This window comes from Variovorax sp. Soil_C_17 (genome assembly GCF_057657265.1).
Window position 1 is genome coordinate 1,290,391 of sequence record NZ_JBDGIT010000001.1, and the last position, 24,199, is coordinate 1,314,589.

A 24,199-nucleotide genomic window follows, 5' to 3' on the forward strand; every position below is an offset into this window, starting at 1 on the left:
AAGTTCCTCGGTGACGTTTTGATACGTTTTGACGATTATGACGATGATTGGTGACAAGCTCCAGCAAGTTCGGGCCCGAATCGTGACGGCATGCACGGCAGCCGGACGAGACCCGGCGAGCGTGCGCTTGCTTGCGGTGTCCAAGACCTTCCCGGCGGAGGCGGTCCGCGAGGCCCGCGCCGCCGGCCAGATTGCCTTCGGCGAGAACTACGTGCAAGAGGGGGTGGGCAAGATCGAGGCCTTGGCCGATCTGCGCGCCGGGCTCGAATGGCACTGCATCGGCCCTCTGCAGAGCAACAAGACGCGGCCGGTGGCGGCGCATTTCGACTGGGTGCACAGCATCGACCGGCTCAAGATCGCCGAGCGCCTGGCCGAGCAGCGGCCGGCGGAATTGCCGCCGCTTCAGGTCTGCCTGCAGGTCAATGTGGACGCCGGCGCCAACAAGTCCGGCGTGCCCCCGGCCGAAGCATTGGCGCTGGCGCGGGCTGTTGCGGCCTTGCCACGCTTGCGGCTGCGCGGGCTGATGGCCATCCCCGAGCCGGCGCCGGACTTCGAGACGCAGCAGGCGTTGTTCCTGCGCGCCGCGGCCGTCTTCGAGGAGATGCGCGGCGCGGGCCTCGAGGTCGACACGCTGTCGCTGGGCATGTCCGCGGACCTCGAGGCGGCCATTGCGGCCGGCAGCACGATGGTGCGCATCGGCACCGCGATCTTCGGCGCGCGCTGAGGCGGCGGAGAGGCGGGCAACGCGGCCCCGTTTGCCGCAAGCGCATAAGGCCCAACGCATCGCGCATAGCCCATGGCGAAGGGCCGCGGGCAGGACTATCGTGCGCGGCATCCCAACAACGCCTGGAATGCCATGAGCGCCGATTTGTCCTACGTCCATCCGACCCCCAACAGCCCCTGGGGCACCTACCTGTCGCAGGTGGACCGCGTGGTGCCCTACCTGGGCGAGCTGTCCCGCTGGGTGGAGACGCTCAAGCGCCCCAAGCGCGCGCTGATCGTCGACGTGCCGATCGAGATGGACGACGGCAGCATCGCCCACTTCGAGGGCTACCGCGTGCAGCACAACATGTCCCGCGGCCCGGGCAAGGGGGGCGTGCGCTTCCATCCCGACGTCACGCTGGAGGAGGTGATGGCCCTGTCGGCCTGGATGACGGTCAAGACCGCCGCGGTGAACCTGCCCTACGGCGGCGCGAAGGGCGGCATCCGCGTCGACCCGAAGAAGCTCACCCACAAGGAACTCGAGCGGGTGACGCGCCGCTACACCAGCGAGATCGGCATCATCATCGGCCCGCAGCAGGACATCCCGGCGCCCGACGTCAACACCAACGCCCAGGTCATGGCCTGGATGATGGACACCTATTCGATGAACGTCGGCGGCACCGCCACCGGCGTGGTCACTGGCAAGCCGCTGCACCTGGGCGGCTCCCTGGGCCGCGTGAAGGCGACCGGCCGCGGCGTGTTCGTCACCGGCCGCGAGGCGGCGCGCCGCCTGGGCCTGGACCTGCGCGGCGCGCGCATCGCCGTGCAGGGCTTCGGCAACGTGGGCTCCGTGGCCGCGGAGTTGTTCGCCGAGGCCGGCGCGAAGATCGTCGCGGTGCAGGACCACACCGGCACCATCGTCAACGCCAACGGGCTCGACCTCAAGACGCTGCTGCCGCTGGCGCGCACCGAGGGCGTGGTGGGCTTCAAGGGTGGCGACGTGATCGCCAACGAGTCCTTCTGGGACGTGGCCTGCGATATCCTCATCCCCGCGGCCCTCGAAGGCCAGCTCACCGCCGAACGCGCGCAGAAGACCCAGGCCAGGCTCGTGCTCGAAGGCGCCAACGGCCCGACCGTGCCGGCGGCCGACGACATCCTGGCCGAGCGCGGCGTGCTGGTGGTGCCCGACGTGATCTGCAACGCCGGCGGCGTGACGGTCAGCTACTTCGAGTGGGTGCAGGACTTCTCGTCCTTCTTCTGGGACGAGGACGAGATCAACCAGCGGCTGGACCGCATCATGATGAACGCGCTCAACCACATCTGGGACACGGCCGACAAGCACAGGATCACCCTGCGCACCGCGACCTTCGCGGTGGCCTGCGAACGCATCCTGATGGCGCGGCAAGAGCGCGGCCTGTACCCGTGAACCTGGCGCCCGACCTGGCCCATCTCGAGTCGCTGCTGGCCGATGGCCGGCGCAGGCTGCTCGGCCTGGTCGGGGCGCCCGGTTCGGGCAAGTCGACGCTCGCACGCGCGCTCGAGCAAGCCCTTCCGGGACGCGCGCAAGTGGTGCCGATGGACGGCTTCCATCTCGCGCAAGTGGAACTGCAGCGGCTGGGCCGGGCCGAGCGCAAGGGCGCGCCCGACACTTTCGACAGCGCAGGCTACGTGGCGCTGCTGCGGCGCTTGCGCGGGCAGCGGGCGAACGAGATCGTCTACGCGCCCGAGTTCCGGCGCGAGATCGAGGAGCCGGTCGCCGGCGCCATCGCCGTGCTGCCGCAGACACGGCTTGTCATCACCGAGGGCAACTACCTGCTGCTGCAGGAAGACGCATGGGCCGAAGTCGCGCCGCTGCTCGACGAGGTCTGGTTCGTGGAGGTCGACGACGCGCTGCGCGTGGAGCGGCTGGTGCGGCGCCACCAGCAGTTCGGCCGCAGCGCCGCGCAAGCGCGGGCGTGGGTCGCGCAGACCGACGAGCCCAACGCGCGCCGCATCGCCGCCACGCGCGAGCGGGCGCATCGCACGATCCGCATCGGCGACTAGGCCGGGAACGCGCGGAGTGCGGCGGCGTCCAATCGGGGCACCGCAAGTCGGCAAGCGCCGCTAGCATTCCGCATCTCCGACATCGGCTTCTTCTCATGCGTCCTCCCCTTCCGCACGCAGCCGTCGCGCTGCTGTTCACGCTTGTTCTCGCCGGCTGCGGCGTCACCTCTGCGAAGCGCGTTTCCTACGATCCCGAGGAATTCGATTCGACCACCACCCACACGCGCAGCTTTCGCGCGAGCCAAACCGAGACCTGCGAGGCGGCGCGCCGCGCGCTGCTGAGCCAGGGCTACCTGGTGACTGCCGCCAACGCCGACCTGGTGGCGGGCCGCAAGAGCTTCCAACCGGCCAGCGAAGTGCATGTGGAGGTCGAACTGCGCGTGGTGTGTGCGCGCGACAGCGGCGGCGCGAGCACCATCGCCTTCGCCAGCGCGCTGCAGGACCGCTACAGCCTCAAGAAGACCAACAACTCGGCCAGCCTGGGCGTCGGCGCGCTGGGTTCGCTGTCGCTGCCTTTCTCCTCGAGCGACGATGCCCTGGTCAAGGTGGCCAGCGAGACGCTGACCGAGGAGCGCTTCTACGACCGCTTCTTTGCTCTGATCGATCGCTTCCTCGTGCCCGAGGCGGTGCAGAGCACGCCGGTCGCGCCGCCCGCACTGCCCGCGCCCAGCAACGAGGCCCCTCTGCGCGAGGTGCCGCTGTCGCCTTCGCGGGGCTGACTCGGGTTCAGCAGAGGGGGACGGAGCGCGCCGCGTAAGCGGGCAGGCCGGTCAGGCCGCAGAGCCGTTGCATCACGCCGTAGCCTTGCGCCAGCGCGGCGGCGTAAGTGGCGAAAGGCCGATCGGCGCGATGCAGCGCCTCGAAGCGGCCGTCGTGGCGCACGTCCTCGTGGATCACCCAGTAGTAAGAGCCATCGAAGGGTTGTTCCACCAACAGGCCGATCTTCCTCACATCCATGTCTTGCTCCTCGCTCTGAAACTCAAAAGTAGTACTTAAGAATGTAAGACTATGTGACTCATTCCGGGCGCTGAAAAGTTCACGCTTCGCCGCCTTTTGCGGCGCCTGAACGTCGTCACTCACGCTGATTGACTTCCCCGTTGCGCTGTGGGACGGTGTACCAACTGCTTGTGCATTGATCTCACCACCCCCACAAGGAGCAAACCATGCTGGGAAACAAGGAAGCCGTCGCGAACCTCGCGGTCAAGGACCTCGGCCGGGCCAGAAAGTTTTACGAAGAAACGCTGGGGCTGACGCCGATCGAGACGGAGGGCGACGACATGGTCGTCTTCCAGAGCGGCGTGTCGACGCTCAACGTCTACTGCTCGAAGTACGCGGGCACCAACCAGGCGACCGCCGTCACTTGGTCCGTCGGCGACGAGATCGAAGCCGTGGTCAGCGAACTCAAGGCCAAGGGCGTGCGATTCGAGCACTACGACATGCCCGATATGCGGCTCGAAGGCGACATCCACGTCGCGGGCGAGATGAAGGTCGCATGGTTCAAGGACCCGGACGGCAACATCCTCAACCTCATTAACCGGTAAAACGAAATCAAAGGTTCTAAACGCATGCGGGATCGCGTTGTCGCGCGCAGTGTTTTGTTTTCTTCGGTGATTTATTCACTCCCGATTTCGAGAGCACGGCCCATACGCTTCGCTCATCTTGTTCCTTGATGGAGATCCCCTTGATCCCCTGCCACCAGAAACGCGCATTCGAAGATTGGGCCCGCAGCCTGGAAGAAAGCAACGCCGGCACGCTGCCGGACACCGGCCAACCCCTGGTCTCGTCCACCGAATGGGCGCGGCTGGAGGACGTGGCCGTGCAGCGCAGCCTGGGCCTCTCGGTGCGCGTGTTCCCCAGCGCGTTCGCGCGCCTCGGCTGACGCGCCCTCAACGCACCAGCGTCGACTTGCCGAACAGGCTCTCGATCAGCTCCACCGCCACTTCCGCCGTGCGGTTGCGCACATCCAGCGCGGGGTTGAGCTCGACGACGTCGAGCGAGGCCAGGCGGCCGGTGTCGGCGATCATCTCCATGCACAACTGCATCTCGCGCCAGGTCGGCCCGCCACGCACGCCGGTGCCCACGCCGGGCGCGTAGTCGGGGTCCAGGCAGTCGAGGTCGAAGCTCACGTGCAGGTGGGTGTCCTCGCCGACGTCCTGCAGCGCCTCGGTCATGGTGGTGCGCATGCCGTGCTCGTCGATGTGGCGCATGTCGAAGACATTCAGGCCCAGCGCGCGGATCGCCGCCTTCTCCTCCGCGTCGACGCTGCGGATGCCGATGAAGCGGATTGCATCGTGCTCCAGCGCCGCGGCCTCGCCGCTCCAGCCGCTCAGCGCCTGCGGCCCGTGGCCCAGCAGGCAGGCGACCGGCATGCCGTGGATGTTGCCGCTGGGGCTGGTGCGCTCGGTGTTGACGTCCGAATGCGCATCCAGCCATAGCACGCGCAGCTTCTTGCCGCGCCGGCGCGCATGCCAGGCGATGGCGCTGATGGAGCCGATCGCGAGGCAGTGGTCGCCGCCCATCAGCAGCGGCAGGTGGCCGGCGCCCATCGCCTGGTCGACCGCCTCGTAGACGGCGCGGTTCCAGGTGACCACTTCGGACAGGTGGCGCAGGCCGTTGGCCGGCTCGGTCCAGGGCGTGGCCGGGCCCGCGAGGTTGCCGCGGTCCACGATCTCGAAGCCCAGGCGCGAGAGGGTGCCGGCGATGTCCGCCACCCGCAGCGCGTCCGGCCCCATGCCGGCGCCGCGCACGCTGGCGCCGATGTCGGTGGGGGCGCCGATCAGCTCGACCGTGGTGAAGGTGCTCATGAGCGAATCTCCGGGTGAGATCAAGCGTGGGCCGGGACCAGGCCGCGCCGCAGCCGGCCGCTCGCAGTGTCCACGATGAAAACCAGCACGAACATGGCGCCGATCACGGTCGCCGACTGCGCCTGCTGGAACAGCGAGAGATGAAAGTACAGCATCTGCCCCAGCCCGCCGGCGCCGACGAAGCCGAGCACGGCGGCCATGCGGATATTCATCTCCCAACGGTACAGCGCATAGGCCAGCCATTGGGGCCAGGCCAGCGGCAGGCTGCCGTAGGCGAAAGCCGCGATCGCGCCGCTGCCGGCGTCGCGCAGCGCGCGCTCGGGCGTGGGCGGCACGTTCTCCAGCGTCTCGCCGAACAGCCGGCCGAACACGCCGCTGGTGTGCAGCGCCAGGGCCAGCACGCCGGCGAAGGGGCCGAGCCCGGCCGCCAGGACCATCAGCGCCGCCCACACCAGCTCCGGCACGCTGCGCAACAGATTCAGGGTCAGGCGCGAGGCCTGCCGCAGCGCCGGGCCGAAGCGGCCGGAGGCGGGCAGCGCCAGCGCGGCGCCGCCCAGCATCGCGAGCAGCGTGCCCAGCGCCGAGACCGCGAGCGTCTGCAGCGCGCCCCAGGCGATCTTGGCCAGGAAGTCCGGCGACAGGTCGGGCGGGAAGAACTCGGCCACGAACTTCCCCATCGAGGCGAGCGACTCGCGCGCCGCGAGGACGCGGAAATCGATGCCGAGATAGAGGAAGCTGGCGACCACCCCGAGCAGGATCGCGGCGCCGGCCAACACGCAGCCCAGGCAGGGTCCGGCGGCGCGGGCGCGTTCGGTGGCGGTGGGGCGGGTCGGGTTCATGCCAGCCACTTTCGCAACAGGGCGCTCAAGGCGTCTGCCATCAGCACCAGCAGCAGGAAGACGATCAGGATGCTGCACGCCTCGCCGCCGTTGAGCATCTTCATCGACTGGTCCATCAGCTGGCCCAGCCCGCCGGCGCCGACGAAACCCATCACCACCGAGGCGCGCACCGCGCACTCCCAGCGGTAGACGGTGTAGGAGGCCAGTTCCTGCGCCGAGCCCGGCAGCAGGCCGTAGCACAGCGCGGCGACCCGCCCGCTGCCGGCCTCGAGCAGCGCCCGTGCGGGCCGCGTGTCGCCCGACTCGAGGATCTCCGCGTAGACCTTGCCGAGCATGCCGCCGTAGGTGATCGCCAGCGCCAGCACGCCGGCGCCCGGTCCCAGGCCGAAGGCCCGCACCAGCAGCAGCGCCCACACCAGCTCGGGAATGGCGCGCAGCACGGTGAGAACGCCGCGCACGGCCGTGCGCATCGCCTGCCCGCGCCATCGGCCGGGGGCCGGGCCGATGCGCGAGATCGACAGCGACCGTGCCGCCGCAAAGGCCAGCGGCACCGCGAGCACGAAGGCGAGCGCCGTGCCGGCGGTCGCCATCGCGAGGGTCTGCAAGGTGGCATGCGCCAGCAGGCCGAGGAAATCGGCCGACAGCGCCGGCGGCAGGAAGCCCGCCAGGAAGCCGCCCATCACGCGCAGGGTGCCGGACGCCAGCAGTGCCTGGGGCTTGAACTCGGCGATGACCAGCATCGGCCACAGCACCACCAGCCCGAGCAGCAGAGCGCCCAGGCGCCGGCGGGCGAGCGGGTCGCGCAAGTCGGCCGGGCGCCCTTGACCCCTCTCGGGTCGCCCCACGCTTGGCGCTTCGTGTGGGGCGGCGCTCATCGGCAGGCGGTGGGCAGCGGGCGCGCGCGGGCGCCCTCGAGATCGAAGCCGTGGGCCTGGGTCGGCAGCACGCTGCCCTCGGTGGCGTAGAGCTCGTGCAGCATGCCGGGGCTGACCTCGGCGGCCGGCGCGTCGAACACCACCACGCCGGCACGCAGCCCGACGATGCGGTCGAACCACTTCAGCGCCAGGTCCACCGCGTGCAGCGATGCGACCAGCGTGGCGCCCGTGGCCTGGCTCTGTGCGACCAACTCGCCCACTGCCAGGTCCGCCAGCGCCGGGTCCAGCGCCGACACCGGCTCGTCGGCCAGCAGCAGCTCGGGCGCCTGGTAGAGCACGCGCGCCATGCCCACGCGCTGCAGCTGGCCGCCGGAAAGCCGGTCGCAGCGGTCGAACAGCCGGTCGGCCAGGTCAAGCCGGGCCAGCACGGCCTGCGCGCCGGCGATGTCGGCCGGCACCAGCAGCGAGGCCAGCGCGCGCCCGCCCGACCAGGCGCCCAACCGGCCCGCCAGCACCGCGGTGATCACGCGCAGGCGCGGCGGTATCGGCGGCGCCTGGTGGATCAGCCCGATGCGCGCGCGCAGCGCCTTCAGCGGCCGCGCGCGCAGCTGCCAGGGCCGCGCGCCCAGCAGCTCGACGCGGCCTTCGCCGGCGCGCAGCGCGGTCGCGGCGATGCGCAGCAGGCTGGTCTTGCCGGCGCCCGAGGGCCCGATGACGGCCACGCGCGCACCCCGTGCGACCCGCAGCGTCACCCCTTGCAGCGCACGCTGGCCGTTGGCATGGACCAGGCCGACATCCTCCAGCGCCAGCGCGGCTTCGGCGATCACGGGCGCGGCCCGCCTACTTGATGAGCCCGGCCGCTTTCGCCGCCGCCTCGATGCCGTCGTAGTTCGAGACCTGGGTGGGAATGAACTTCGAGGCGCGCTGCAGCTCCAGGATTTCCTTGTGCGCCGGATTGGCCGCGTCGAGCTTGAGAAAGGCGTCGGCCAGCTTCTTGGTGATCGCGGCGTCGAGGCCCGGGCGCACGGTCCAGTTGTAGTCGTAGTAGGGCGCGGTGGTCGCGAGCACGCGCACCTTGGCGGCGTTGGGGTTGGCCGACTCGACGAGCTTGTCCATCACCGAGGCGTTCAGCACGCCGGCCTCGGCCCGGCCCGAGGCCACGAAGGCCACCGTCGCATCGTGCGCGCCCGAGAAGGCGACGGTCTTGAAGTCCTTCTCCGGATTGATGCCGGCCTGCGCCAGGAAATGGCGCGGCATCAGGTGGCCCGAGGTCGAGGACGGCGCGCCGAAGGCGAAGGTGGCGCCGCGCAGGTCGGACAGCGTCTTCGCCTTGCTGTCGGACGGCACGATGAACTTGCTGGTGAACTTCTCGTCCTCTGCGCGTTGCACGATCGGCACCGCCGCACCGCCGGTGCGCAGCTTGGCCTGCACGAAGGTGAAGCCGCCGAGCCAGGCCAGGTCGATCTTGTTGGTGGCCAGGCCGTCGACGACGGCGGCGTAGTCGGTGACGGGCGTGAACTGCACGTCGAGGCCGGTCTCTTTCTTCAGGTACTCGCCCAGCGGCTTGAACTTGCGCTGCAGTTCGGTCGGCGCCTCGTCGGGAATGGCCGAGACGCGCAGCGTCGTGGCGCTCTGCGCATGCACGGGCAGGCCGGCGGCCAGGCCCAGCAGGCAGAAGAGGGTGGTCTGGAGGAACTGTCGTTTCATGTGGGGCATACCGAAGGAAAGAGGCCGCAGTTTAAGGAGCCGCGGTCCGGAAGCCGGCGAAGACATCGTTGCGGCCGGGCTGGAAGAAGTTGCGCAGGCGCAGATCGTGCAGCCGCGCGTGGGTGGCGAAGGCGCCGCCGCGCAGCTCCCGGTGGTCGCCGAACCACGGAGCCGAGTAGTCGCGGTAAGGGCCGGGCGCGAAGCCCGGGTAGGGCGTGAAGGTGCTGGCGGTCCATTCCCACACGCTGCGGCCCCAGGTGAAGGCGGGCTGGCTGGCGGCGGCATGCTCCCATTCGGCGGCCGTGGGCAGGCGACGGCCGGCCCAGCGCGCGTAGGCTTCGGCCTCCCAGGCGCTGACGTGGACCACCGGCTGGTCGGGGTCGAGCGGCAGCCAGCGGTCGAACCAGCGGATCTCCCATCGCTGCGACATGCGACGCCAACGCGCGGGGTGGCTGCGGGGCTGCGTCGCGCGCCAACGCCCCGCCTCGCCGGGCCAGAAGGCCGGATCGGCGTAGCCACCGGCTTCCACGAAGCGCAGGTAGCGGCCGGCGCTGACCGGCGCGGCGTCGATCTGGAAGGCAGCCAAGGCGACGGGATGCTCGCCGAGCTCGTTGTCGAAGGCGAAGCCGCCCCGGGTCGCCGGCCAGCCGATGCGGGGCTGCGCAGCGGGCAGCTCGATGCAGGGTGCGTCGGCCAGGTGCGGCAGGCCGGCCAGGCCGGCGGGCGCGGGGTAGCCCAGGGTGGCGCGCAGCCAGGCAAAGGCCTCGTCGTGCATGTCTTCGTGGAACAGCGCGAGGCGATGGAAGTACAGGGCTTCGTCGCTGTCCTCGCATTGGGCCAGCGCGGCCAGGCAGGCGTCGAGCTGCGTATCGAGGCGCGCGGCGATCTCGTCGCGCGTGGGCAGGGCCACGGACCAGCGGACGATGTGGGCCAAGCGGGCCGAGTCGAACAGGGCGTCCGGCCCGGCGATGCGCGCCGGTGCGCTGGCCTGCACATGGCCGCGCTCGTCGACCGCGTGAGGACCGCGCAGCACCCAGAATTCGCCGAACCAGGCAAGGTGCGACAGCTCCCAGGCGACCAGGTTCACGCCGGCCTGGCGCGGCACCTGCCATTGCGCATCGCTCAGGTCGAAGGTCCAGGCGCGCGTGCGTGCGCGGCATTCGCGCAGCGCGGCCGCGAGCGCTTCGCCGGCGAGGGTGCGTGCGTCAGCCATGGCGATGCCGCTTTGACAGAATGTGCCGATGCGCAAGAAGCCCCATGTCCTGATCGTCTCGCCGGCACTGGCAGATGCCAACAATGGCAACTGGCGCACCGCCTCGCGCTGGAGCCGGTTCCTGGAGCCCGTCGCCGAGGTGGAGATCGCGCGCGGCTGGGACGGGGCGCCTTGCGACGCGATGATCGCGCTGCACGCGCGCCGTTCCGCCGAGGCGATCGCGCAGTTTCGCGCGGCGCGACCGGCAGCCCCGATCGCGCTGGTCCTGACCGGCACCGACGTGTACCGCGATATCGAGGAGAACAAGGCCGCGCAGCATTCGCTCCAGTGTGCCAGCCAACTGGTGGTGCTGCAGCCCGATGCGCTCGAGCGCCTGGGCCCGGCCGAGCGCGCAAAGGCCCGGGTCATCCTCCAGTCGGCCGCCCGGCTGCGCAAGGGTGCGGCGGTCCGCAGCTTCAACCTGGTGGCGGTCGGGCATCTGCGCGACGAGAAGGACCCGCTCACCCTGATGAACGCCGCGCGCCGGCTGCCCGCGGCAACGCCGGTCCGGATCGTCCACATCGGCGATGCGCTGGCGCCGGAGCTCGGCGAGGCGGCGCGCCGCACCATGGCCGAATGCCCGCACTACCGCTGGTTGGGCGGGCTCCCGCCCGACGTCACGCGGCGCTGGATCGCGCGCAGCCGCGCGCTGGTGCACATGAGCCGGATGGAAGGCGGCGCGCAGGCGGTGATCGAGGCCGTGCGATCGTGCGTGCCGGTGCTGGCCAGCCGCATCGGCGGCAATCTGGGGCTGTTGGGCGAGGACTACGAGGGCTGCTTTCCCGTCGGCGACGACGCGGCGCTCGCGGCGCTGATGGAACGCTTTGCCGCCGAGCCCGGCTTCGCGCGGCGACTGGCGGCGCAGTGCGCGCTGCGCGAGCCGCTTTTCACCCCGCCGGCCGAACGTGCAAGCGTGCGGCGCCTGCTGAGCGATCTGCTCGCGCCACCATAATCCGCAAGACCCGGAAAGGCCCCACCATGAACGACCGAAGCACCGTCCCCGCCCTCCGTCTCACCAGCTTCTCCCACGGCGGCGGCTGCGGCTGCAAGATCGCGCCGGGCGTGCTGTCGGAGATCCTGCGAAACAGCGGCAGCGGCATCATCCCGCCCGAGCTGCTGGTCGGCATCGAAACCGCCGACGACGCCGCGGTCTACCGCCTCAACGACGAGCAGGCGCTGATCGCCACCACCGACTTCTTCATGCCGATCGTCGACGACCCCTTCGACTTCGGCCGCATCGCCGCGACCAACGCCATCAGCGATGTCTACGCCATGGGCGGCACGCCGATCATGGCGCTGGCCCTGGTGGCGATGCCCGTCAACCAACTGCCGCTGGAGGTGATCGGCGAGGTGGTGCGCGGGGGCCAGGCGGTGTGCCGCGAGGCCGGCATTCCGATCGCGGGCGGCCACACCATCGACTCGGTCGAGCCGATCTACGGGCTGGTCGTGATGGGGCTGGTGCATCCCAAGCGGGTCCGGCGCAACGCCGATGCGAAAGCCGGCGATGTGCTGGTGCTCGGCAAGCCGCTGGGCGTGGGCGTGCTGTCGGCGGCGCTCAAGAAGGAGAAGCTCGACGCCGAGGGCTATGCGCAGCTGATCGCCAACACCACGCGGCTCAACAAGCCCGGCATCGCGCTGGCCGCGCTCGAGGGCGTGCATGCGCTGACCGACGTGACCGGCTTCGGCCTGGCGGGCCACACGCTCGAGATGGCGCGCGGCGCCGGGCTGCAGGCCGTGATCGACTGGCCGCAGGTGCCGCTGCTGCCCCGTGTCGAAAAGATGGCGACCGAGGGCTTCGTGACCGGTGCCTCCGGCCGCAACTGGGCCGGCTACGGGGCCGAGGTGCGGCTCGATGCCGCGCTCCCGCCGGTGGCGCAGGATCTGCTGAGCGATCCGCAGACCTCGGGCGGGCTGCTCGTGAGCTGTGCGCCGGACTGCGTGCCGCAGGTGCTGGCGCTCTTCCACGAACAGGGCTTCGAGGCCGCCTGCGTGATCGGCCGCATGGAGGCCGGGCCCGCCGGCCTGCGCGTCAACGCGTAGCGGCGGCGGCCGCGCCGCGGCGCGCCGGTGCCTTGCGCGCGGCGGCGGCCTTCGCGGGCGGGGCCTTGCGCGCCGGTGCCTTGCGTGCCTTGGGCTTCGCAGGCGCCTTTGCTTCGACCGGCGCGGGCTGTGACGGCGGCTTGGCCCCTTCCGCGCCATGCGCAGGTTCGAGTGCCTTGACGCGCGCCAGGATCTCGCGGTGCTCGACGAGCAGGTAGTCCGCGATCACGTCCACGTCGGGCACCGCGCGGCGGCATGCGATCAGGCCGAAGTCCAGGCTGCCGTTGTAGCTTTGCACCGTCATGTTGAGCGCCATGCCGTGGGACGGGATCGACACCGGGTAGTAGGTCAGGAGCTTCGCACCCGCGAAGTAGAGCGCCGCCTGCGCGCCCGGCACGTTGGAGATCACCACGTTGGCCACCGGCGGCAGCCGGTCCGCCAGCCGCGAGCGGCCGTACATCGAGGCCAGGCCCGACATCAGCCAGGGCGCGCCGAAGGAGGGGAAGTCGGTGGGGATCGCGGCCTTGATGTTGCCCATCAGGTTCTTGGCCGCAGTGGAGGACTCGTGGATGCGCTCGATGCGCTCGATCGGATCGGCCACGTCGGTCGCCAGCGTCATCACCGTCATCGACACCTGGTTGTTCGACGAGGTGTCGCCCGGCGCGCGCAGCGTCACCGGGATGGCCGCGGTCATCGGCTTCTTCGGCAGCTTGCCATGGTCCGCCAGGTAGCGGCGCAGCGCGCCGGCGCAGATGCCCATCACCACGTCGTTGAGGCTGGCGCCCAGCTTCTTGCCGGCCTGCTTGACTTCGGCCAGCGGGATCGAGCGCACGGCGTAGGCGCGCTGGTTGGTGATGGCCACGTTGAGCGGCGTGCGCGGGCCCAGCAGGTTGAGGTTCTTCGGCTGCTGCCGGAGGCTCGCGCCCTCGCTGCGGGGCTGCGGCACGATCAGGCTCTGCACCGCGCGCGCCATGTCGGGGAAGGTTTTCACCAGCTTCACGTACTGCTGCAGCGTGTTGCTCAGCGCCGCGCCGGCCAGCTCGGCCACGCCCAGCTGGTAGCGGTTGCTCCGGCGCGCTTTCTGGCGCGGTGCCTTGACCGGCTCGGGATGCGGCTCCAGGCTCATGATGGCCTGCGCGAAGGCGCTTCCGGCCTGCCCGTCGATGCCTGCATGGTGAACTTTCGAATACATCGCGACCTTGCCGCCCTGCAGCCCGTCGATCACGTAGAACTCCCACAGCGGGCGGCTGCGGTCCATCAGCGTGGAGTGCAGGCGGCCCACGTACTGCTCGAGCTGGCGCAGCGTGCCGGGCCGCGGCAGCGTGACGCGGCGCACGTGGTAGTCGAGGTCCACGTCCTCGTCCTCCACCCACACGGGGTTCGACAACTCGAAGGGCATCAGCGCGAGCTTGCGCGTGAAGATCTCCGACAGGTGCATGCGGCTCGCCACGTGCGCCTGCACATCCTCGTAGTAGTCGCCCTCGTAGTCCGCAGGCAGCTCCAGCAGGTGCAGGCCGCCCACATGCATCGGCGTCTCGGGTGTCTCGGTGTGCAGGAAGGTCGCGTCCAGGCCGCTCAGGTGTTTCATTCGGATGGTTCCCGTATTGTCGTGCGCGCGTGGTGCGCGATGGGCAGCGAGGGAAAATGATCCGCAATGCGCGAAGGCCCCGATAGCGGGTAAGCCCGGGGCCCGGGTGGACCGAACGGCACCCTGCCCGTCGTAGCATCGCGGGGCTTTGAAGAAATTGGGGCAGTTGGCCTAACTATCCGACGGATCTAGTTTTCAAGGCCTAGGGCTTTGCGAAGAAGATGAGGCCATCGCGTCGGAACCATGACGCGAGTGATGGCGGGATCGGTTCCCGGTGTCATGTGTCCCATCCCACTTCAAGGAAATCATCATGTCCACGCAAAACTTCTCCAGCGCCGCTCTCCACGTGGTCGGCCAGTACAACGACGCCGGCAAGACCCTGGTCGGCGCCTACCGCGCGGGCGCCCATCGCCTGCTGAACGGCGCAGCCTCGCGCACCAGCGAATTTCTCAACGCCCGCCAGCTGCCGCTGGTGAACGAGACGCTCAAGGCCCGCCTGATCGGCGCGCAGGAGAAGGTCAACGGCTTCCTGGCCAACCGCCTCGACATCGACACCGGCCGCGTCGTCGCCGTGATGGACCGCATCGCCGGCACCACCACCAGCGGCATCGAGACGGTCGCCAACGCCGCCGCCCGCATCGAGTCGCCGCTGGGCAGCTCGATGCTGCAGGCCCTGGGCAGCCTGCACCAGCCGATCGCCACCGTCTCGGTGCAGATCGCCGATCGCATCGCCGCCGGCGCCAGGCAGATCGAGAGCCGCGTGGCGGGCAGCACGGAGGAAGCGACGCCGGTCAAGACCGTGAAGGCCAAGGCCCGCTCGGCCGTGCGCCGCACCGTGCGCACCGCGCGCAAGGCGGCCTGAGCCCCGAGGCGGGGCCGGCCGCCTTTCCAATTGACCTGTCCTGGAGCAACGCATGGCGACTCGCCGCGATGAAACTGTCAGCGTGAAGAAGAAGGCGGCTGCGGCCGGCAAGAAGGCGACGCCGGCCAAGAAGGCGGCGCCGGCCAAGAAGGCGGTCCCGCGCAAGAAGGCGGCGCCGGCCAAGAAGGTCGCCGCACAAGATCAAAAGGCCGGCGCGCAGGGTTTGCTGCGCGCCGGCCTGAAGGCCTTGGGCAACGTGCGCGACGACGTGGTCAAGCGCCAGACCAACGTCATCGAGAGCCTGCTCGGCATGAGCCCGCCCAAGGGCGATGCGCCGCAGCGCGGCTTCGGCCTCGAGAGCTTCGGCATCCGCAAGTTCGAGGACGTCTTCGACCAGCGCGTTGCCGCCGCGATGCAGCGGCTGGGCATGCCGACCGCGCAGGAGATGCAGGCCCTGCGCGATCAGATGAAGCTGCTGCTCGAACGCCTGGAGCGCATCGAATCGGGACAGCGCAAGCGCTGAGAGGCTACACAGAGACCGAGCCCAGAGCCCGTGGCCAGCATCAATACGCGCGAACGCATCCTGCAGACCAGCCTGGCGCTGTTCAACGCGCAAGGGCTCGCGGCCGTGTCCACGCACCGGATCGCGGCCGAGCTGGAGATCAGCCCCGGCAACCTGCACTACCACTTCAAGGCCAAGCAGCTGATCGTCGATCGGCTGTTCCGGCGCTTCGAGGAGCAATTGGAACTGCTCAACGCGTCCTCCGGCACCGTCCGCGCCATCGACGACCTGTGGCTCGCGCTGCACCTGCGCTTCGAGGCCATCGATGCCTACCGCTTCGTCTACCGTGACATGGCCTTCCTGGCGGGCGAGTACCCGGCGCTCGGCCAGCGGGCCCAGGCCCTCACGGCGCAGAACCTGCTGGCCGCGCAATCGCTGTGCGAGGCGCTGCGGGCCGCGAGTGTCATCCAGGCGACCGCCGAAGAAGCGCAGATGCTCGCGCTGCAGATGGTCTTCACCACCACCTGCTGGCTCTCCTTCGAGCGGCTGGTGCCGGGACGCGACGCCTTGCAGCAGGCCGACCCGGGGCTGGCAGCCTTCTACACCCTGACGCTGGTTTCCCCCTATGTTTCCCGCGATTCGAGGGCTTACCTTGATTACTTGCGCGGCAAATACCTCAAATAGGCGAACGTGCCATCCAGCGGCCCCGGAACTGCCGCGGAGCCAGGGTCACCCATAACGACGACAAAGGAGATATTCATGATGGCAGCCACCCAAGACCCCATCGATCCGCCTTCGCGCCTGCTGCTGCTGGCCGAAGGACGCGCCCTCTGGGAGGCCGGTGCGGCCCTGGCCCTGTGGCCTTTGCTGCAACTCGCGCCGCGCGGCGACGGCCATCCCGTGCTGGTGCTGCCCGGCCTGGTGGCCAGCGACATGTCGACCAAACTGCTGCGGCGCTACCTGCAAGGCCGCGGCTACGACGCCCATGGCTGGGGCCTCGGACGCAACTTCGGCCCGCGCGATGGCATCGAGGACGGCATGATCGCCAAGCTCGAGGCCCTGCATGCCGAGAGCGGCCGCAAGGTCAGCCTGATCGGCTGGAGCCTGGGCGGCGTCTATGCCCGCCTGCTCGCAGCGCGCCATCCTCAGTGGGTGCGCAGCGTGGTCACCTTGGGCAGTCCTTTCACGGGCAGCTCGCGCGCCACGAATGCATGGCGCATCTACGAGGGCGTGAGCGGCCAGAGCTCCGAAGACCCGCGGCGCATGAAGCATGTGCGCCCGACGCCGCCGGTGCCCACCACTTCCATCTTCAGCCGCAGCGACGGCGTGGTTGCGTGGCGCTGCAGCGTGGAGGCAGCCGGGCCCCGATCGGAAAACATCGAGGTGATCGCCAGCCACCTGGGCCTGGGCGCTCATCCGGCGGTGCTCTATGCGCTGGCGGACCGCCTGGCGCAGCCGGAGGGGCAGTGGAAGCCTTTCGATCGCAAGCTGTGGGGCCCGCTGGTGTTTCCGGATCCGGGGCGGCCGGAATAGGGCGTGGCGGCGGCGCGAGAATCGCACCCCTTCGACTTCGCAGGCCAGCCCATGACACGCAGACTCATCAGCTCCGGCTCCACCTTCGAGCAGGAAATCGGCTATTCCCGCGCCGTGGTGGACGGCGACTGGGTCTTCGTCTCCGGCACCACCGGCTTCGACTACGCGAGCATGACCATCCGCGACGGCGTCGTGGAGCAGGCCGAGCAATGCCTGCTGAACATCGGCGCGGCCCTGGCCGAGGCCGGCGCCTCCTTCGCCGATGTGGTGCGCGTCACCTACGTGCTGCCCAGGGCGGACGACTTTCCCGCCTGCTGGCCCGTGCTGCGCCGGTACTTCGGCGAGTCCAGGCCGGCCGCGATGATGATCTCGGCCGGCTTGGCGGACCCGCGGATGAAGATCGAGATCGAGGTCACGGCGCGCAAGCGCACCTGAGCCGCGCGAGCCTCAGTTGCCGGCCCACACGTCCAGCACGTAGCGCTTGTCCGCGATCATGCGCTCCAGCCAGGCCTCGCCGTCCTGCCCATGCTCGCGCGCGATGTCCGACAGCGCGCGCCGCACGTCCGGCTCCATGCGGGAGCCGTCGCCGCACACGTAGACGATCGCGTCCTGGCCCAGCAGGCGCCAGACCTCGGCCGCCTGCTCGCGGATGCGGTCCTGCACATAGACCTTGCGCTCGCCGGCGCGCGAGAAGGCGGTGTGGAGCCGCACCACGCCGCGCTCGGCCCAGGCGTTCAGCTCGTCGGCGTAGATGAAATCCTGCTCCGGATGGCGGCAGCCGAAGAACAGCAGGGCCTCGCCCGGCGCCGTGCCCTTGGCGATCTGTGCCTCACGCTCCTGCAGGAATCCGCGAAAGGGCGCGAGCCCGGTGCCGGGGCCGACCATGATGAGCGGCCGCTGCGGGTCCTCGGGCAGCCGGAAGCCCTCGGCCGTGGTCTCGCGCACCACGCCATGCACCAGTTCGCCGGCCTCGGCACGCGCCAGGTAGTTGGAGCACACACCCTCGAACGTTCCCAGGCCCGAGCGCGCCGGCCCGGAAACCACGCCCACCGTCACGCTGCAGCGCCCGCCATCGACGGCCGGCGAGGAGGAGATGGAGTAGTAGCGCAGCGACAGCGGCGACAGCATTTCCAGGAACACCGCAAAGGGCGGCTGGCAGGCGGGGAACTCTTCCAGCAGGTCGAGCACCGACTTGCGCTTGTGCAGCACCTCGCTCTTGTAGAGCGCGGCCGAGGCCTCGTCGGCACCCGACAGGGCCTCCAGCTTGGGCCGGGTGAAGGGGCATTGCGCATGGCTCGCGAGCTGCGCGATCTGCTTGCGCGTGGCCACGTCCTGCAGCTCGACGTAGTCGCCGAGCAGGCGGTCGACCGCGATCACCTCGTCCACCGGCAGGGCGGCCTTGCGCCCCGGCGCGGCCTGCAGCCGCACGTGGGCCTTGCGGTCGAAGCCGAAGCGCGCCATTGCACGGTCCACCTGCGCCGCGCCGTTGCGCGGCACCACGCTCAGGTGGTCGCCGGCGCGATAGCTGACGCCTTCGGGAAGCTGCAGCTCCACGTGCCGGGTGGAGCGGCCGTTGTCGACAAGGTCGCCGCCCCTCTGCAGCTCGCGGTTCTGCAGGATGCGCATGCCGACCGCGCCCAGCGCATCGACCAGCCCGTTCTTCTGCGGCGGCGGCATCTCTTCCAAGGTGTAGAGCGGCTCGCTCTGCAAGGGCGCCGAATCGGTCGCCTTCAGCTCGAAGGTCTTCGCGAGCTGCGGCCACAGCGCATCGCTCCAGTCTTGGAAAGCGCCGTCCATGTCCTCGCGCGCGTCGCCTTCGCCGCGCACGTGGATGCACGTCGCGCCCAGCGCTGAAAGGCGCTCGTCGATGCGCCGCGGCACGGCCTGGTAGGTCGAGGCCCAGTCGGTGTTGCCGCAGCCGAAGACGCTGAAGCGCACGCCCTTGAGCGAATCGTCGGCCTGATCCAGCCAGCGATGGAACTCGGCCGCATTGTCGGGCGCCATGCCGTTGTACGAGGCGCAGACGATGGCCACCGCGCCCTCGGCAGGCAGCCGCTCGGCGTAGTCGTCGAGCGAGGCGAGCTGGGTGGAATAGCCGCGCATCTCGGCAGCTTCCGTCAGCTGGCGCGCCAGGTCCTCGGCACTGCCGAGGTTGGAGCCCTGCAGCACCAGCAGCGGGGTGCCGTGGCGTGCGGCCTGCGGTCTCGGGGCAGCGGGCCGCTCGGCCGCGGTTTGCACCGGCTGCGCGACGGCCGCGTCGCCGCGCGAGCGCGTGGCCGGATCGCGCGGCACCGCACGGATCTTGAATCCCTCCGGCTTGATCGTGAGCGCCTCGCGGATCTTCAGCTTGTAGCCCGTGTGATCGACCAGGTCGAAGCGCTGCAGGATCATGCCCAGCGTCAGCACCGCCTCCTGCAGCGCGAACTGCCGCCCGATGCAGGCGCGCTGCCCGTTGCCGAAGGGCTTGAAGGCGTTGACCGGCCGCTCCCGCTCGGCCTCGCGGCTGAAGTGATCGGGGTTGAAGCGATCCGCGTCCTCGCCCCACACCGACTTGTCGCGGTGCAGCGCGAGCGCATGCATGATCACCATGTTGCGCTTCTTGATGGTGTACCGGCCGCCGATCGTCGTGTCTTCCTTCGCGGCCATCGCGATCGCCGGTGCGGTCGGGAACATGCGCAGCGATTCCTTCAGCACCTGCAGCACGTAGACCAGCCGATTGACCTGCGCGTAGGTGGGCTTCACCGCAGGGTCGGGGCCGAACACATGGTCGACCTCGGCCCGGGCCTTGGCCATCGCCTCGGGGTGGTTGAGCAGGAAGTAGAGCGCGAAGGACAGCAGGCCGCTGGTGGTCTCGTGCCCCGCGATCAGGAACTCGATGCACTCGTCGCGGATCTGCCGGTCGTCCAGGCGCTCGCCGGTCTTCTTGTCCACGCCGGCGATCATGTAGCTCAGCAGGTCGGGCTTGGTCGCGATGTCGGCCCCGCTTTGGCGCCGCTCCTGGATGATGTCCTCCACCATCTTGTGCATGAAGCGGATGTCCTTGCGCTGCTGGGCCAGCTGCTTCTTGAGCATCAGCTCCTCGAGCGGGATGCCGCGCCGGTTCTGCACCGTCTCGAGCGTGCGCACCATCGCGTCGACGAAAGGATGAAAGCCCTCGCGGTAGAAGGAGTTGAAGCGGTAGCCGAAGCCGCACAGGCCGATGGTGTCGAGCGTGAGCGCGGTCATGTCGCGCACCACGTCCACCTCCTCGTCGAAGTTCAGGCGCTCCCACTTGGTCACCAGCTGCTCGGCGATGTCCAGCATCATCGGGTGGTAGGCCTGCATCGCGCGCTGGCTGAAGTTGGCCAGGAGGATGTTGTGCGGCTTCGACCAGGTCGACTCGTGGGTGTCGGAGGTGAACAGCCCGTGCGAGAGCGCACGCAGCCGTCGCAGCGTGCCCTTGGTGCTCTTGTCGAAGCGCTTCTCGTCGCACAGCTCGTCGACCAGCGCGGCCGAGGACACCACGATCACGGGCATGCCCGGCATGTCGAGCCAGTAGATCTCGCCCAGGTCCTGCGCGATCTTCCACATGTCGAGCACCGGCGACTCGGAGCCGATCGACAGGATATTGCCGACGAAGGGTTTCCGCGCGGGATGCGGGATCGGGTAGAGCGGGTTCTTGCCTGCCATGGTGTTCTACAGCCTCCATCGCCCCTCTGCGGACGACATCGCAGTATCCCGATGCCGCCACGCCCGGCAGGCAGGGCTATCCCTTAGCGCGGAAGCATCACGATGCAGGCCGCACCATCTTGCATTCCGTTCCCTGCGCCAGCTCGTTGCCGGTATAGACCGCGTCGGTGCGGAAGCCGTAGTTCGTGCCTTCCCAGCCCACCTTGACCGCCTTGCCGTCCACGGGCGCGATGGTGTTGACCACCTGCGGCAGCAAGAGCTGATGGTCTTCGGCGCGCATGCGCACCGGGCCGACCACCGAATCGAAGCGCGTGTCTTCCAGCGCGCGTGCCACCTTGGTGGTGTCGGTGCTGCCCGCCTTGTCGATGGCCGCCGCCAGCAGGCGCGGGGTGAACTCGATGCGGGGCGCCAGGAAGTCCTTGCCGGTCTTGGCCTTGTAGGCCTTGGCCAGCGCGTCGGCCTTCGGCGAGTCGGCCTGGCCCGGATGCCATTCGGCCACCCAGGTCAGCTGGCCCAGCTTGGCCTGGGACACCGCGAGCACCGTGCCCGGCACCGAGCCGGCGCTGTGGTTGAAGTAGCGCAGGTTGTAGCCGGCATCGCCGGCGGCCTTGAGCAGGAGCGTCATGTCCTGGCCCCAGTTGCCGGTGATCACCGTGTCGGCCCCCGCTTGCTTCACGTTCGCGAGGTAGGGCGAGAAGTCCTTCACGCGCCCGATGGGGTGCAGCGCCTCGCCGACGAACTGGACGTCGGGCCGCGCCAGGCCCACCAGCTGGCGGCCGTAGCTGGCCCACTGCTTGCCGTGCGCGTAGTCCTGGTTGAGCAGGTAGGCCTTCTTGATGTCCGGCGTCTTCTTGATGTAGTTGGCCAGCGCCTTCATCTTCATCGCCGTGTTGGCCTCGGTCTGGAAATGCCAGAAGCTGCATGCCTTGCCGGTCAGCTCGGGGTCGATCGACGAGTGGTTGAGGACGATGAGCTCCTTGCCCGGGTTGCGCTGGTTCCAGCGGTTGACCGACTGCACCAGTGCCGCCACCACCGAAGAGCCCGAGCCGCCGGTCACGATGGCCTGGGCCCCCTGGTCGATCGCGGCCTGCAGCGCGCTCTGGCTCTCCTGCGCCGAGAGCTTGCTGTCGAACTGCAGCAGCTGCAGCTTCGTGCCGCCGAGCACGCCGCCCTTGGCGTTGATGTCCTCGATCGCGTACTGCGTGTGCGTGAGCATCAGCTCGCCCACGTTCGCGAAGGGGCCCGAGAGCGGGTCGATGTAGGCGATCTTGTAGGTCTGCTGGGCCTGGGCCGAGCCGGCCGCGAGCAGCGCGGCGGCGGCCAGCGGCGCGAAGGCGAAAGAGAACCTCATGGCTTGTCTCCGGGAGTAGGTGGAAGAAAAAAGAAGGGCGCAGCGCCGGTGCTCAGCCGTCGCGCTCGCGCAGGCCCAGCACGCGCCATGCGAGCTGCGCCAGCTCGGCCACCACCTCGTCCGGCGTGAGCCGGCCCTCGGGCCGATACCAGCTGTAGAGAAAGCCCGGCAGGCTGAGCGCGGCCAGCGCGGTGATCTTGGTCTCGCGGAAGTCCAGGTCGCCGTCGCGCCGCGCTTCCTCGAGCAGAGGGCAGAGCCGATCGTAGAAATGGTGGGCCAGCTTCTTCTGCGCGGCGATGTACTCGGGCCGGTACACCTGCGGCTCGCGGTAGGGGAAGAAGGCGCAAGGGTGGTGGGCCACCGTGGCGCGGATCAGGCGCTCGATGCCCTCCTTGACCTTCTCGACCGCGGGCCGCGGATCGCCTTCGGCGAAGTCCAGCGAGGTGAAGCAGTCGACCGCGGGTTGCCACGAGAGCGTCTCGAAGATCTCCTGCTTGTCGCGGAAGTAGTAGTAGACGAAGGGCTTGGTGACTTCGAGCGCGCGCACGATCTGCGCCATGGTCGTGTTGGCGTAGCCCTGCGCCGCGAAGAGCTGCGCGGCCGCCTGCAGGATGCGCTCGCGCTGCACGTCGGTGCCCGCGGTGGCGGCACGCTGGCGGCCGGTGCCTTGCGGCAGGTCGGTGCGCTCAGAGGGTTTGTGCGGTGTCGCCGAGGTTATACCCATGGGTAGGATTGTTGGAGCACCATGCGGCCATGGCAAGCGGCCAACCCTATCGATAACCCTGTGAGAGTGACGCCATGGAGACAATCACCGCGCTTCCCGATCGCCCCCAGCAGCCCCTGCACGAGTACCTGCGCACGCATGCGCGCGAGCGCGGCGGCCATGCGGCCTGCGTCTGGTACGGCCATGCAATGAGTTATGCCGAGCTCGATGCCGCCAGCGATGCCTTCGCCGCGCGGCTGCAGGCCATCGGCGTGCAGAAGGGTGAGCCGGTGGTGCTCTTTCTCAACAACTGCCCGCAGTACCTCGCCGCGCACTACGGCATCCAGAAGATCGGCGCCATCGTGTGCCCCAGCAGCCCGCTCAACAAGGAGCACGAGCTGGCCTACCAGGTCGAGGACCTGAAGTCGCGCGTGATCGTCGCGGCGGCCTCGCTGCTGCCGGTGGTGGACAAGGTGCGGGCCCGCAGCGCGCTGGAACACGTGTTCGTGGTGCACTACGCCGACCTGCTGCCGCAGGCCCCCACGCTCGACCTGCCCGCCGATCTTGAGGTGGCGCGGGCCGGCACGCGAAGCGTGCCCGCAGGCTGCGAGGACTTCCTCGCCGTCATGGGGAGCGGCGCGCGACCCGCGCCCGTCGCGCTCTCGATGGACGACGTCGCCCTGATGACCTACACCTCGGGCACCACCGGCCTGCCCAAAGGCGCGATGCTGAGCTACGCCAATGCGCTCTTCAAGACGCGCGCCGCGGCCGATTGCAACGGCGTCGCCGGCAGCGACGTGCTGCTGTCCGTCGCGCCGCTGTATCACATCGCCGGGATGCTGATGGGCGTCAACGTGCCGGTGCTCACCGGCGCCACCTCGGTGCTGCTGCACCGTTTCGAGCCGCGCGCGGTGCTGCAGGCCATCGAGCGCTACCGCGTCAGCTGGTGGTACAGCATTGCGCCGATGAACGTCGCCTGCATGCAGGTGGAAGGCATTGCGGGCTTCGACCTGTCCAGCCTGCGCATGAACCCGGTCACCAGCTTCGGCATCACCTTCACCGAGCCGCTGGCGGCGCAATGGCGCGGCTTCGCGAAGCACTGCATTTCCTTCGAGGCGGCCTACGGCCTTTCGGAGACCCACACCTGCGACACCTACACGCCGCACCATGCGCCGCGCTGGGGCACGCAGGGGGTGGCGGTGCCTGGCGTCACGATCCGCATCATCGACCCCGAGACCGGCGCGGACCGGCCGGCGGGCCAAGTCGGCGAGATCGTCCTCATCAGCCCCGGCTGCTTCAAAGGCTACTGGAACAAGCCCGAGGCCACCGCCGCCACGCTGCGCAAGGGCTGGGTGCACACGGGCGACATGGGCAAGCTCGATGCCGACGGCTACCTGACGTTCATGGGCCGCTTCAAGGAAATGATCAAAGTCTCGGGCTACAGCGTGTTCCCCGAGGAGGTCGAGACCATCCTCGTCAAGCATCCGGCCGTGGCGCAGGCTGCGGTCATCGCCGAGCCCGACGCGGAGAAGGGCGAGGTGGTCAAGGCCTTCATCGTGCGCAAGCCCGGCGCAGCGCTCGAGGCCGAGGCGCTGGTGGCCTGGGCGCGCGAGAACATGGCGCCGTACAAGGCGCCGCGCGCGGTGCGCTTCATCGATGCGCTGCCGACCACCGGCGCCGGCAAGGTGCTGCGCCGGCTGCTGAAAGACCATCCCTGAAAGGTCCCGCG

At 69.5% G+C, this 24,199-nt stretch carries 25 protein-coding genes; 14 read left to right on the forward strand and 11 right to left on the reverse strand.

The window, feature by feature from the left end:
* Positions 1 to 37: 37 nt before the first annotated feature.
* The 4 genes from AC3A6Y_RS06230 (at position 38) to AC3A6Y_RS06245 (ending at position 3,464) form a co-directional block, all read left to right on the forward strand.
* Positions 38 to 724 carry a YggS family pyridoxal phosphate-dependent enzyme gene (locus AC3A6Y_RS06230; protein ID WP_487867338.1) on the forward strand — a complete coding sequence of 229 codons (687 nt, stop codon included), beginning with the start codon at positions 38 to 40 and terminating at the stop codon, positions 722 to 724.
* Positions 725 to 856: 132 nt separating this feature from the next.
* Positions 857 to 2,128 carry a Glu/Leu/Phe/Val family dehydrogenase gene (locus AC3A6Y_RS06235; RefSeq protein WP_487867806.1) on the forward strand — a complete coding sequence of 424 codons (1,272 nt, stop codon included), beginning with the start codon at positions 857 to 859 and terminating at the stop codon, positions 2,126 to 2,128.
* Positions 2,125 to 2,745, forward strand: a complete 621-nt coding sequence (locus AC3A6Y_RS06240) for a nucleoside/nucleotide kinase family protein (RefSeq protein ID WP_487867339.1) — start codon at positions 2,125 to 2,127, stop codon at positions 2,743 to 2,745. Before AC3A6Y_RS06235 ends, AC3A6Y_RS06240 begins: the two co-directional genes overlap by 4 nt.
* 95 nt (positions 2,746 to 2,840) lie before the next feature.
* Positions 2,841 to 3,464: a DUF2242 domain-containing protein gene (locus tag AC3A6Y_RS06245; protein ID WP_487867340.1), complete on the forward strand. Its 624-nt coding sequence runs from the start codon at positions 2,841 to 2,843 to the stop codon at positions 3,462 to 3,464.
* Between the two features lie 7 nt (positions 3,465 to 3,471).
* Here AC3A6Y_RS06245 and AC3A6Y_RS06250 read toward each other — a convergent pair whose 3' ends face one another.
* Positions 3,472 to 3,702 (reverse strand): hypothetical protein, encoded by a 231-nt coding sequence (locus AC3A6Y_RS06250; RefSeq protein WP_487867341.1) that lies wholly within the window; start codon positions 3,700 to 3,702, stop codon positions 3,472 to 3,474.
* A 206-nt stretch (positions 3,703 to 3,908) separates the two neighbouring features.
* Between AC3A6Y_RS06250 and AC3A6Y_RS06255 the strand changes: the two genes are divergently transcribed.
* Entirely contained in the window at positions 3,909 to 4,286 is a 378-nt protein-coding gene (locus AC3A6Y_RS06255) for a VOC family protein (protein ID WP_487867342.1), read from the forward strand.
* A gap of 140 nt (positions 4,287 to 4,426) precedes the next feature.
* Positions 4,427 to 4,624, forward strand: coding sequence for a hypothetical protein (locus AC3A6Y_RS06260; protein WP_487867343.1), 198 nt, complete (start codon positions 4,427 to 4,429; stop codon positions 4,622 to 4,624).
* Positions 4,625 to 4,631: 7 nt separating this feature from the next.
* Here the strand turns inward: AC3A6Y_RS06260 and rocF are convergent, their stop codons facing one another.
* The 6 genes from rocF to senA form a co-directional block, all read right to left on the reverse strand.
* Entirely contained in the window at positions 4,632 to 5,549 is a 918-nt protein-coding gene (gene rocF / locus AC3A6Y_RS06265; protein WP_487867344.1) for an arginase, read from the reverse strand.
* A gap of 20 nt (positions 5,550 to 5,569) precedes the next feature.
* Positions 5,570 to 6,388 (reverse strand): phosphonate ABC transporter, permease protein PhnE, encoded by an 819-nt coding sequence (gene phnE / locus AC3A6Y_RS06270; protein ID WP_487867345.1) that lies wholly within the window; start codon positions 6,386 to 6,388, stop codon positions 5,570 to 5,572.
* Positions 6,385 to 7,194 (reverse strand): PhnE/PtxC family ABC transporter permease, encoded by an 810-nt coding sequence (locus AC3A6Y_RS06275; RefSeq protein WP_487867346.1) that lies wholly within the window; start codon positions 7,192 to 7,194, stop codon positions 6,385 to 6,387. Before AC3A6Y_RS06275 ends, phnE begins: the two co-directional genes overlap by 4 nt.
* Before the next feature lie 65 nt (positions 7,195 to 7,259).
* A complete protein-coding gene (locus tag AC3A6Y_RS06280) occupies positions 7,260 to 8,090 on the reverse strand; it encodes a phosphonate ABC transporter ATP-binding protein (protein WP_487867347.1) in 831 nt (276 codons plus the stop codon).
* Between the two features lie 13 nt (positions 8,091 to 8,103).
* The gene (locus tag AC3A6Y_RS06285; protein WP_487867348.1) at positions 8,104 to 8,979 is read right to left on the reverse strand and encodes a putative selenate ABC transporter substrate-binding protein; all 876 of its coding nucleotides are present in this window, start codon (positions 8,977 to 8,979) and stop codon (positions 8,104 to 8,106) included.
* A 22-nt stretch (positions 8,980 to 9,001) separates the two neighbouring features.
* The gene (gene senA / locus AC3A6Y_RS06290) at positions 9,002 to 10,183 is read right to left on the reverse strand and encodes a selenoneine synthase SenA (RefSeq protein WP_487867349.1); all 1,182 of its coding nucleotides are present in this window, start codon (positions 10,181 to 10,183) and stop codon (positions 9,002 to 9,004) included.
* A 28-nt stretch (positions 10,184 to 10,211) separates the two neighbouring features.
* Here senA and senB point away from each other — a divergent pair, with 28 nt between their 5' ends.
* Both senB and selD read left to right on the forward strand, forming a co-directional pair.
* Positions 10,212 to 11,174 (forward strand): selenoneine biosynthesis selenosugar synthase SenB, encoded by a 963-nt coding sequence (gene senB / locus AC3A6Y_RS06295; RefSeq protein WP_487867350.1) that lies wholly within the window; start codon positions 10,212 to 10,214, stop codon positions 11,172 to 11,174.
* 26 nt (positions 11,175 to 11,200) lie between these two features.
* A complete protein-coding gene (gene selD / locus AC3A6Y_RS06300) occupies positions 11,201 to 12,262 on the forward strand; it encodes a selenide, water dikinase SelD (protein ID WP_487867351.1) in 1,062 nt (353 codons plus the stop codon).
* Here selD and AC3A6Y_RS06305 read toward each other — a convergent pair.
* The gene (locus AC3A6Y_RS06305; RefSeq protein ID WP_487867352.1) at positions 12,252 to 13,850 is read right to left on the reverse strand and encodes a WS/DGAT/MGAT family O-acyltransferase; all 1,599 of its coding nucleotides are present in this window, start codon (positions 13,848 to 13,850) and stop codon (positions 12,252 to 12,254) included. The two genes, selD and AC3A6Y_RS06305, sit on opposite strands and share 11 nt — an antisense overlap.
* Before the next feature lie 310 nt (positions 13,851 to 14,160).
* Here AC3A6Y_RS06305 and AC3A6Y_RS06310 point away from each other — a divergent pair, with 310 nt between their 5' ends.
* The 5 genes from AC3A6Y_RS06310 (at position 14,161) to AC3A6Y_RS06330 (ending at position 17,182) form a co-directional block, all read left to right on the forward strand.
* Positions 14,161 to 14,712 carry a hypothetical protein gene (locus AC3A6Y_RS06310; protein WP_487867353.1) on the forward strand — a complete coding sequence of 184 codons (552 nt, stop codon included), beginning with the start codon at positions 14,161 to 14,163 and terminating at the stop codon, positions 14,710 to 14,712.
* A gap of 52 nt (positions 14,713 to 14,764) precedes the next feature.
* Positions 14,765 to 15,235: a phasin family protein gene (locus tag AC3A6Y_RS06315; protein WP_487867354.1), complete on the forward strand. Its 471-nt coding sequence runs from the start codon at positions 14,765 to 14,767 to the stop codon at positions 15,233 to 15,235.
* 30 nt (positions 15,236 to 15,265) lie between these two features.
* Positions 15,266 to 15,898, forward strand: a complete 633-nt coding sequence (locus AC3A6Y_RS06320; RefSeq protein ID WP_487867355.1) for a TetR/AcrR family transcriptional regulator — start codon at positions 15,266 to 15,268, stop codon at positions 15,896 to 15,898.
* Between the two features lie 75 nt (positions 15,899 to 15,973).
* Entirely contained in the window at positions 15,974 to 16,747 is a 774-nt protein-coding gene (locus AC3A6Y_RS06325) for an esterase/lipase family protein (protein ID WP_487867356.1), read from the forward strand.
* 51 nt (positions 16,748 to 16,798) lie between these two features.
* Positions 16,799 to 17,182 carry a RidA family protein gene (locus AC3A6Y_RS06330; protein ID WP_487867357.1) on the forward strand — a complete coding sequence of 128 codons (384 nt, stop codon included), beginning with the start codon at positions 16,799 to 16,801 and terminating at the stop codon, positions 17,180 to 17,182.
* 12 nt (positions 17,183 to 17,194) lie between these two features.
* Here AC3A6Y_RS06330 and AC3A6Y_RS06335 read toward each other — a convergent pair whose 3' ends face one another.
* The 3 genes from AC3A6Y_RS06335 to AC3A6Y_RS06345 form a co-directional block, all read right to left on the reverse strand.
* Positions 17,195 to 20,416: a bifunctional cytochrome P450/NADPH--P450 reductase gene (locus AC3A6Y_RS06335; RefSeq protein ID WP_487867358.1), complete on the reverse strand. Its 3,222-nt coding sequence runs from the start codon at positions 20,414 to 20,416 to the stop codon at positions 17,195 to 17,197.
* Between the two features lie 97 nt (positions 20,417 to 20,513).
* Positions 20,514 to 21,767: a branched-chain amino acid ABC transporter substrate-binding protein gene (locus tag AC3A6Y_RS06340; protein ID WP_487867359.1), complete on the reverse strand. Its 1,254-nt coding sequence runs from the start codon at positions 21,765 to 21,767 to the stop codon at positions 20,514 to 20,516.
* Between the two features lie 52 nt (positions 21,768 to 21,819).
* Positions 21,820 to 22,491, reverse strand: coding sequence for a TetR/AcrR family transcriptional regulator (locus AC3A6Y_RS06345; protein WP_487867360.1), 672 nt, complete (start codon positions 22,489 to 22,491; stop codon positions 21,820 to 21,822).
* A gap of 83 nt (positions 22,492 to 22,574) precedes the next feature.
* On the opposite strand from AC3A6Y_RS06345, the gene AC3A6Y_RS06350 reads away from it, so the two are divergent.
* On the forward strand, positions 22,575 to 24,188 hold the full coding sequence (locus tag AC3A6Y_RS06350; RefSeq protein WP_487867807.1) for an AMP-binding protein: 1,614 nt from the start codon (positions 22,575 to 22,577) through the stop codon (positions 24,186 to 24,188).
* The last annotated feature ends 11 nt before the right edge of the window (positions 24,189 to 24,199 follow it).

What these genes read in the sequence shown, in the direction of transcription:
- AC3A6Y_RS06340 (WP_487867359.1), bottom strand. Translation starts at nt 21,767, where the DNA reads ATGAGGTTCTCTTTCGCCTTCGCGCCGCTGGCCGCCGCCGCGCTGCTC.
- AC3A6Y_RS06315 (WP_487867354.1), top strand. Translation starts at nt 14,765, where the DNA reads ATGGCGACTCGCCGCGATGAAACTGTCAGCGTGAAGAAGAAGGCGGCT.
- AC3A6Y_RS06230 (WP_487867338.1), top strand. Translation starts at nt 38, where the DNA reads ATGACGATGATTGGTGACAAGCTCCAGCAAGTTCGGGCCCGAATCGTG.
- AC3A6Y_RS06310 (WP_487867353.1), top strand. Translation starts at nt 14,161, where the DNA reads ATGTCCACGCAAAACTTCTCCAGCGCCGCTCTCCACGTGGTCGGCCAG.
- AC3A6Y_RS06245 (WP_487867340.1), top strand. Translation starts at nt 2,841, where the DNA reads ATGCGTCCTCCCCTTCCGCACGCAGCCGTCGCGCTGCTGTTCACGCTT.
- selD (WP_487867351.1), top strand. Translation starts at nt 11,201, where the DNA reads ATGAACGACCGAAGCACCGTCCCCGCCCTCCGTCTCACCAGCTTCTCC.
- AC3A6Y_RS06235 (WP_487867806.1), top strand. Translation starts at nt 857, where the DNA reads ATGAGCGCCGATTTGTCCTACGTCCATCCGACCCCCAACAGCCCCTGG.
- AC3A6Y_RS06250 (WP_487867341.1), bottom strand. Translation starts at nt 3,702, where the DNA reads ATGGATGTGAGGAAGATCGGCCTGTTGGTGGAACAACCCTTCGATGGC.
- rocF (WP_487867344.1), bottom strand. Translation starts at nt 5,549, where the DNA reads ATGAGCACCTTCACCACGGTCGAGCTGATCGGCGCCCCCACCGACATC.
- senB (WP_487867350.1), top strand. Translation starts at nt 10,212, where the DNA reads ATGCGCAAGAAGCCCCATGTCCTGATCGTCTCGCCGGCACTGGCAGAT.
- AC3A6Y_RS06255 (WP_487867342.1), top strand. Translation starts at nt 3,909, where the DNA reads ATGCTGGGAAACAAGGAAGCCGTCGCGAACCTCGCGGTCAAGGACCTC.
- phnE (WP_487867345.1), bottom strand. Translation starts at nt 6,388, where the DNA reads ATGAACCCGACCCGCCCCACCGCCACCGAACGCGCCCGCGCCGCCGGA.
- AC3A6Y_RS06285 (WP_487867348.1), bottom strand. Translation starts at nt 8,979, where the DNA reads ATGCCCCACATGAAACGACAGTTCCTCCAGACCACCCTCTTCTGCCTG.
- senA (WP_487867349.1), bottom strand. Translation starts at nt 10,183, where the DNA reads ATGGCTGACGCACGCACCCTCGCCGGCGAAGCGCTCGCGGCCGCGCTG.
- AC3A6Y_RS06335 (WP_487867358.1), bottom strand. Translation starts at nt 20,416, where the DNA reads ATGGCAGGCAAGAACCCGCTCTACCCGATCCCGCATCCCGCGCGGAAA.
- AC3A6Y_RS06345 (WP_487867360.1), bottom strand. Translation starts at nt 22,491, where the DNA reads ATGGGTATAACCTCGGCGACACCGCACAAACCCTCTGAGCGCACCGAC.
- AC3A6Y_RS06305 (WP_487867352.1), bottom strand. Translation starts at nt 13,850, where the DNA reads ATGAAACACCTGAGCGGCCTGGACGCGACCTTCCTGCACACCGAGACA.
- AC3A6Y_RS06325 (WP_487867356.1), top strand. Translation starts at nt 15,974, where the DNA reads ATGATGGCAGCCACCCAAGACCCCATCGATCCGCCTTCGCGCCTGCTG.
- AC3A6Y_RS06330 (WP_487867357.1), top strand. Translation starts at nt 16,799, where the DNA reads ATGACACGCAGACTCATCAGCTCCGGCTCCACCTTCGAGCAGGAAATC.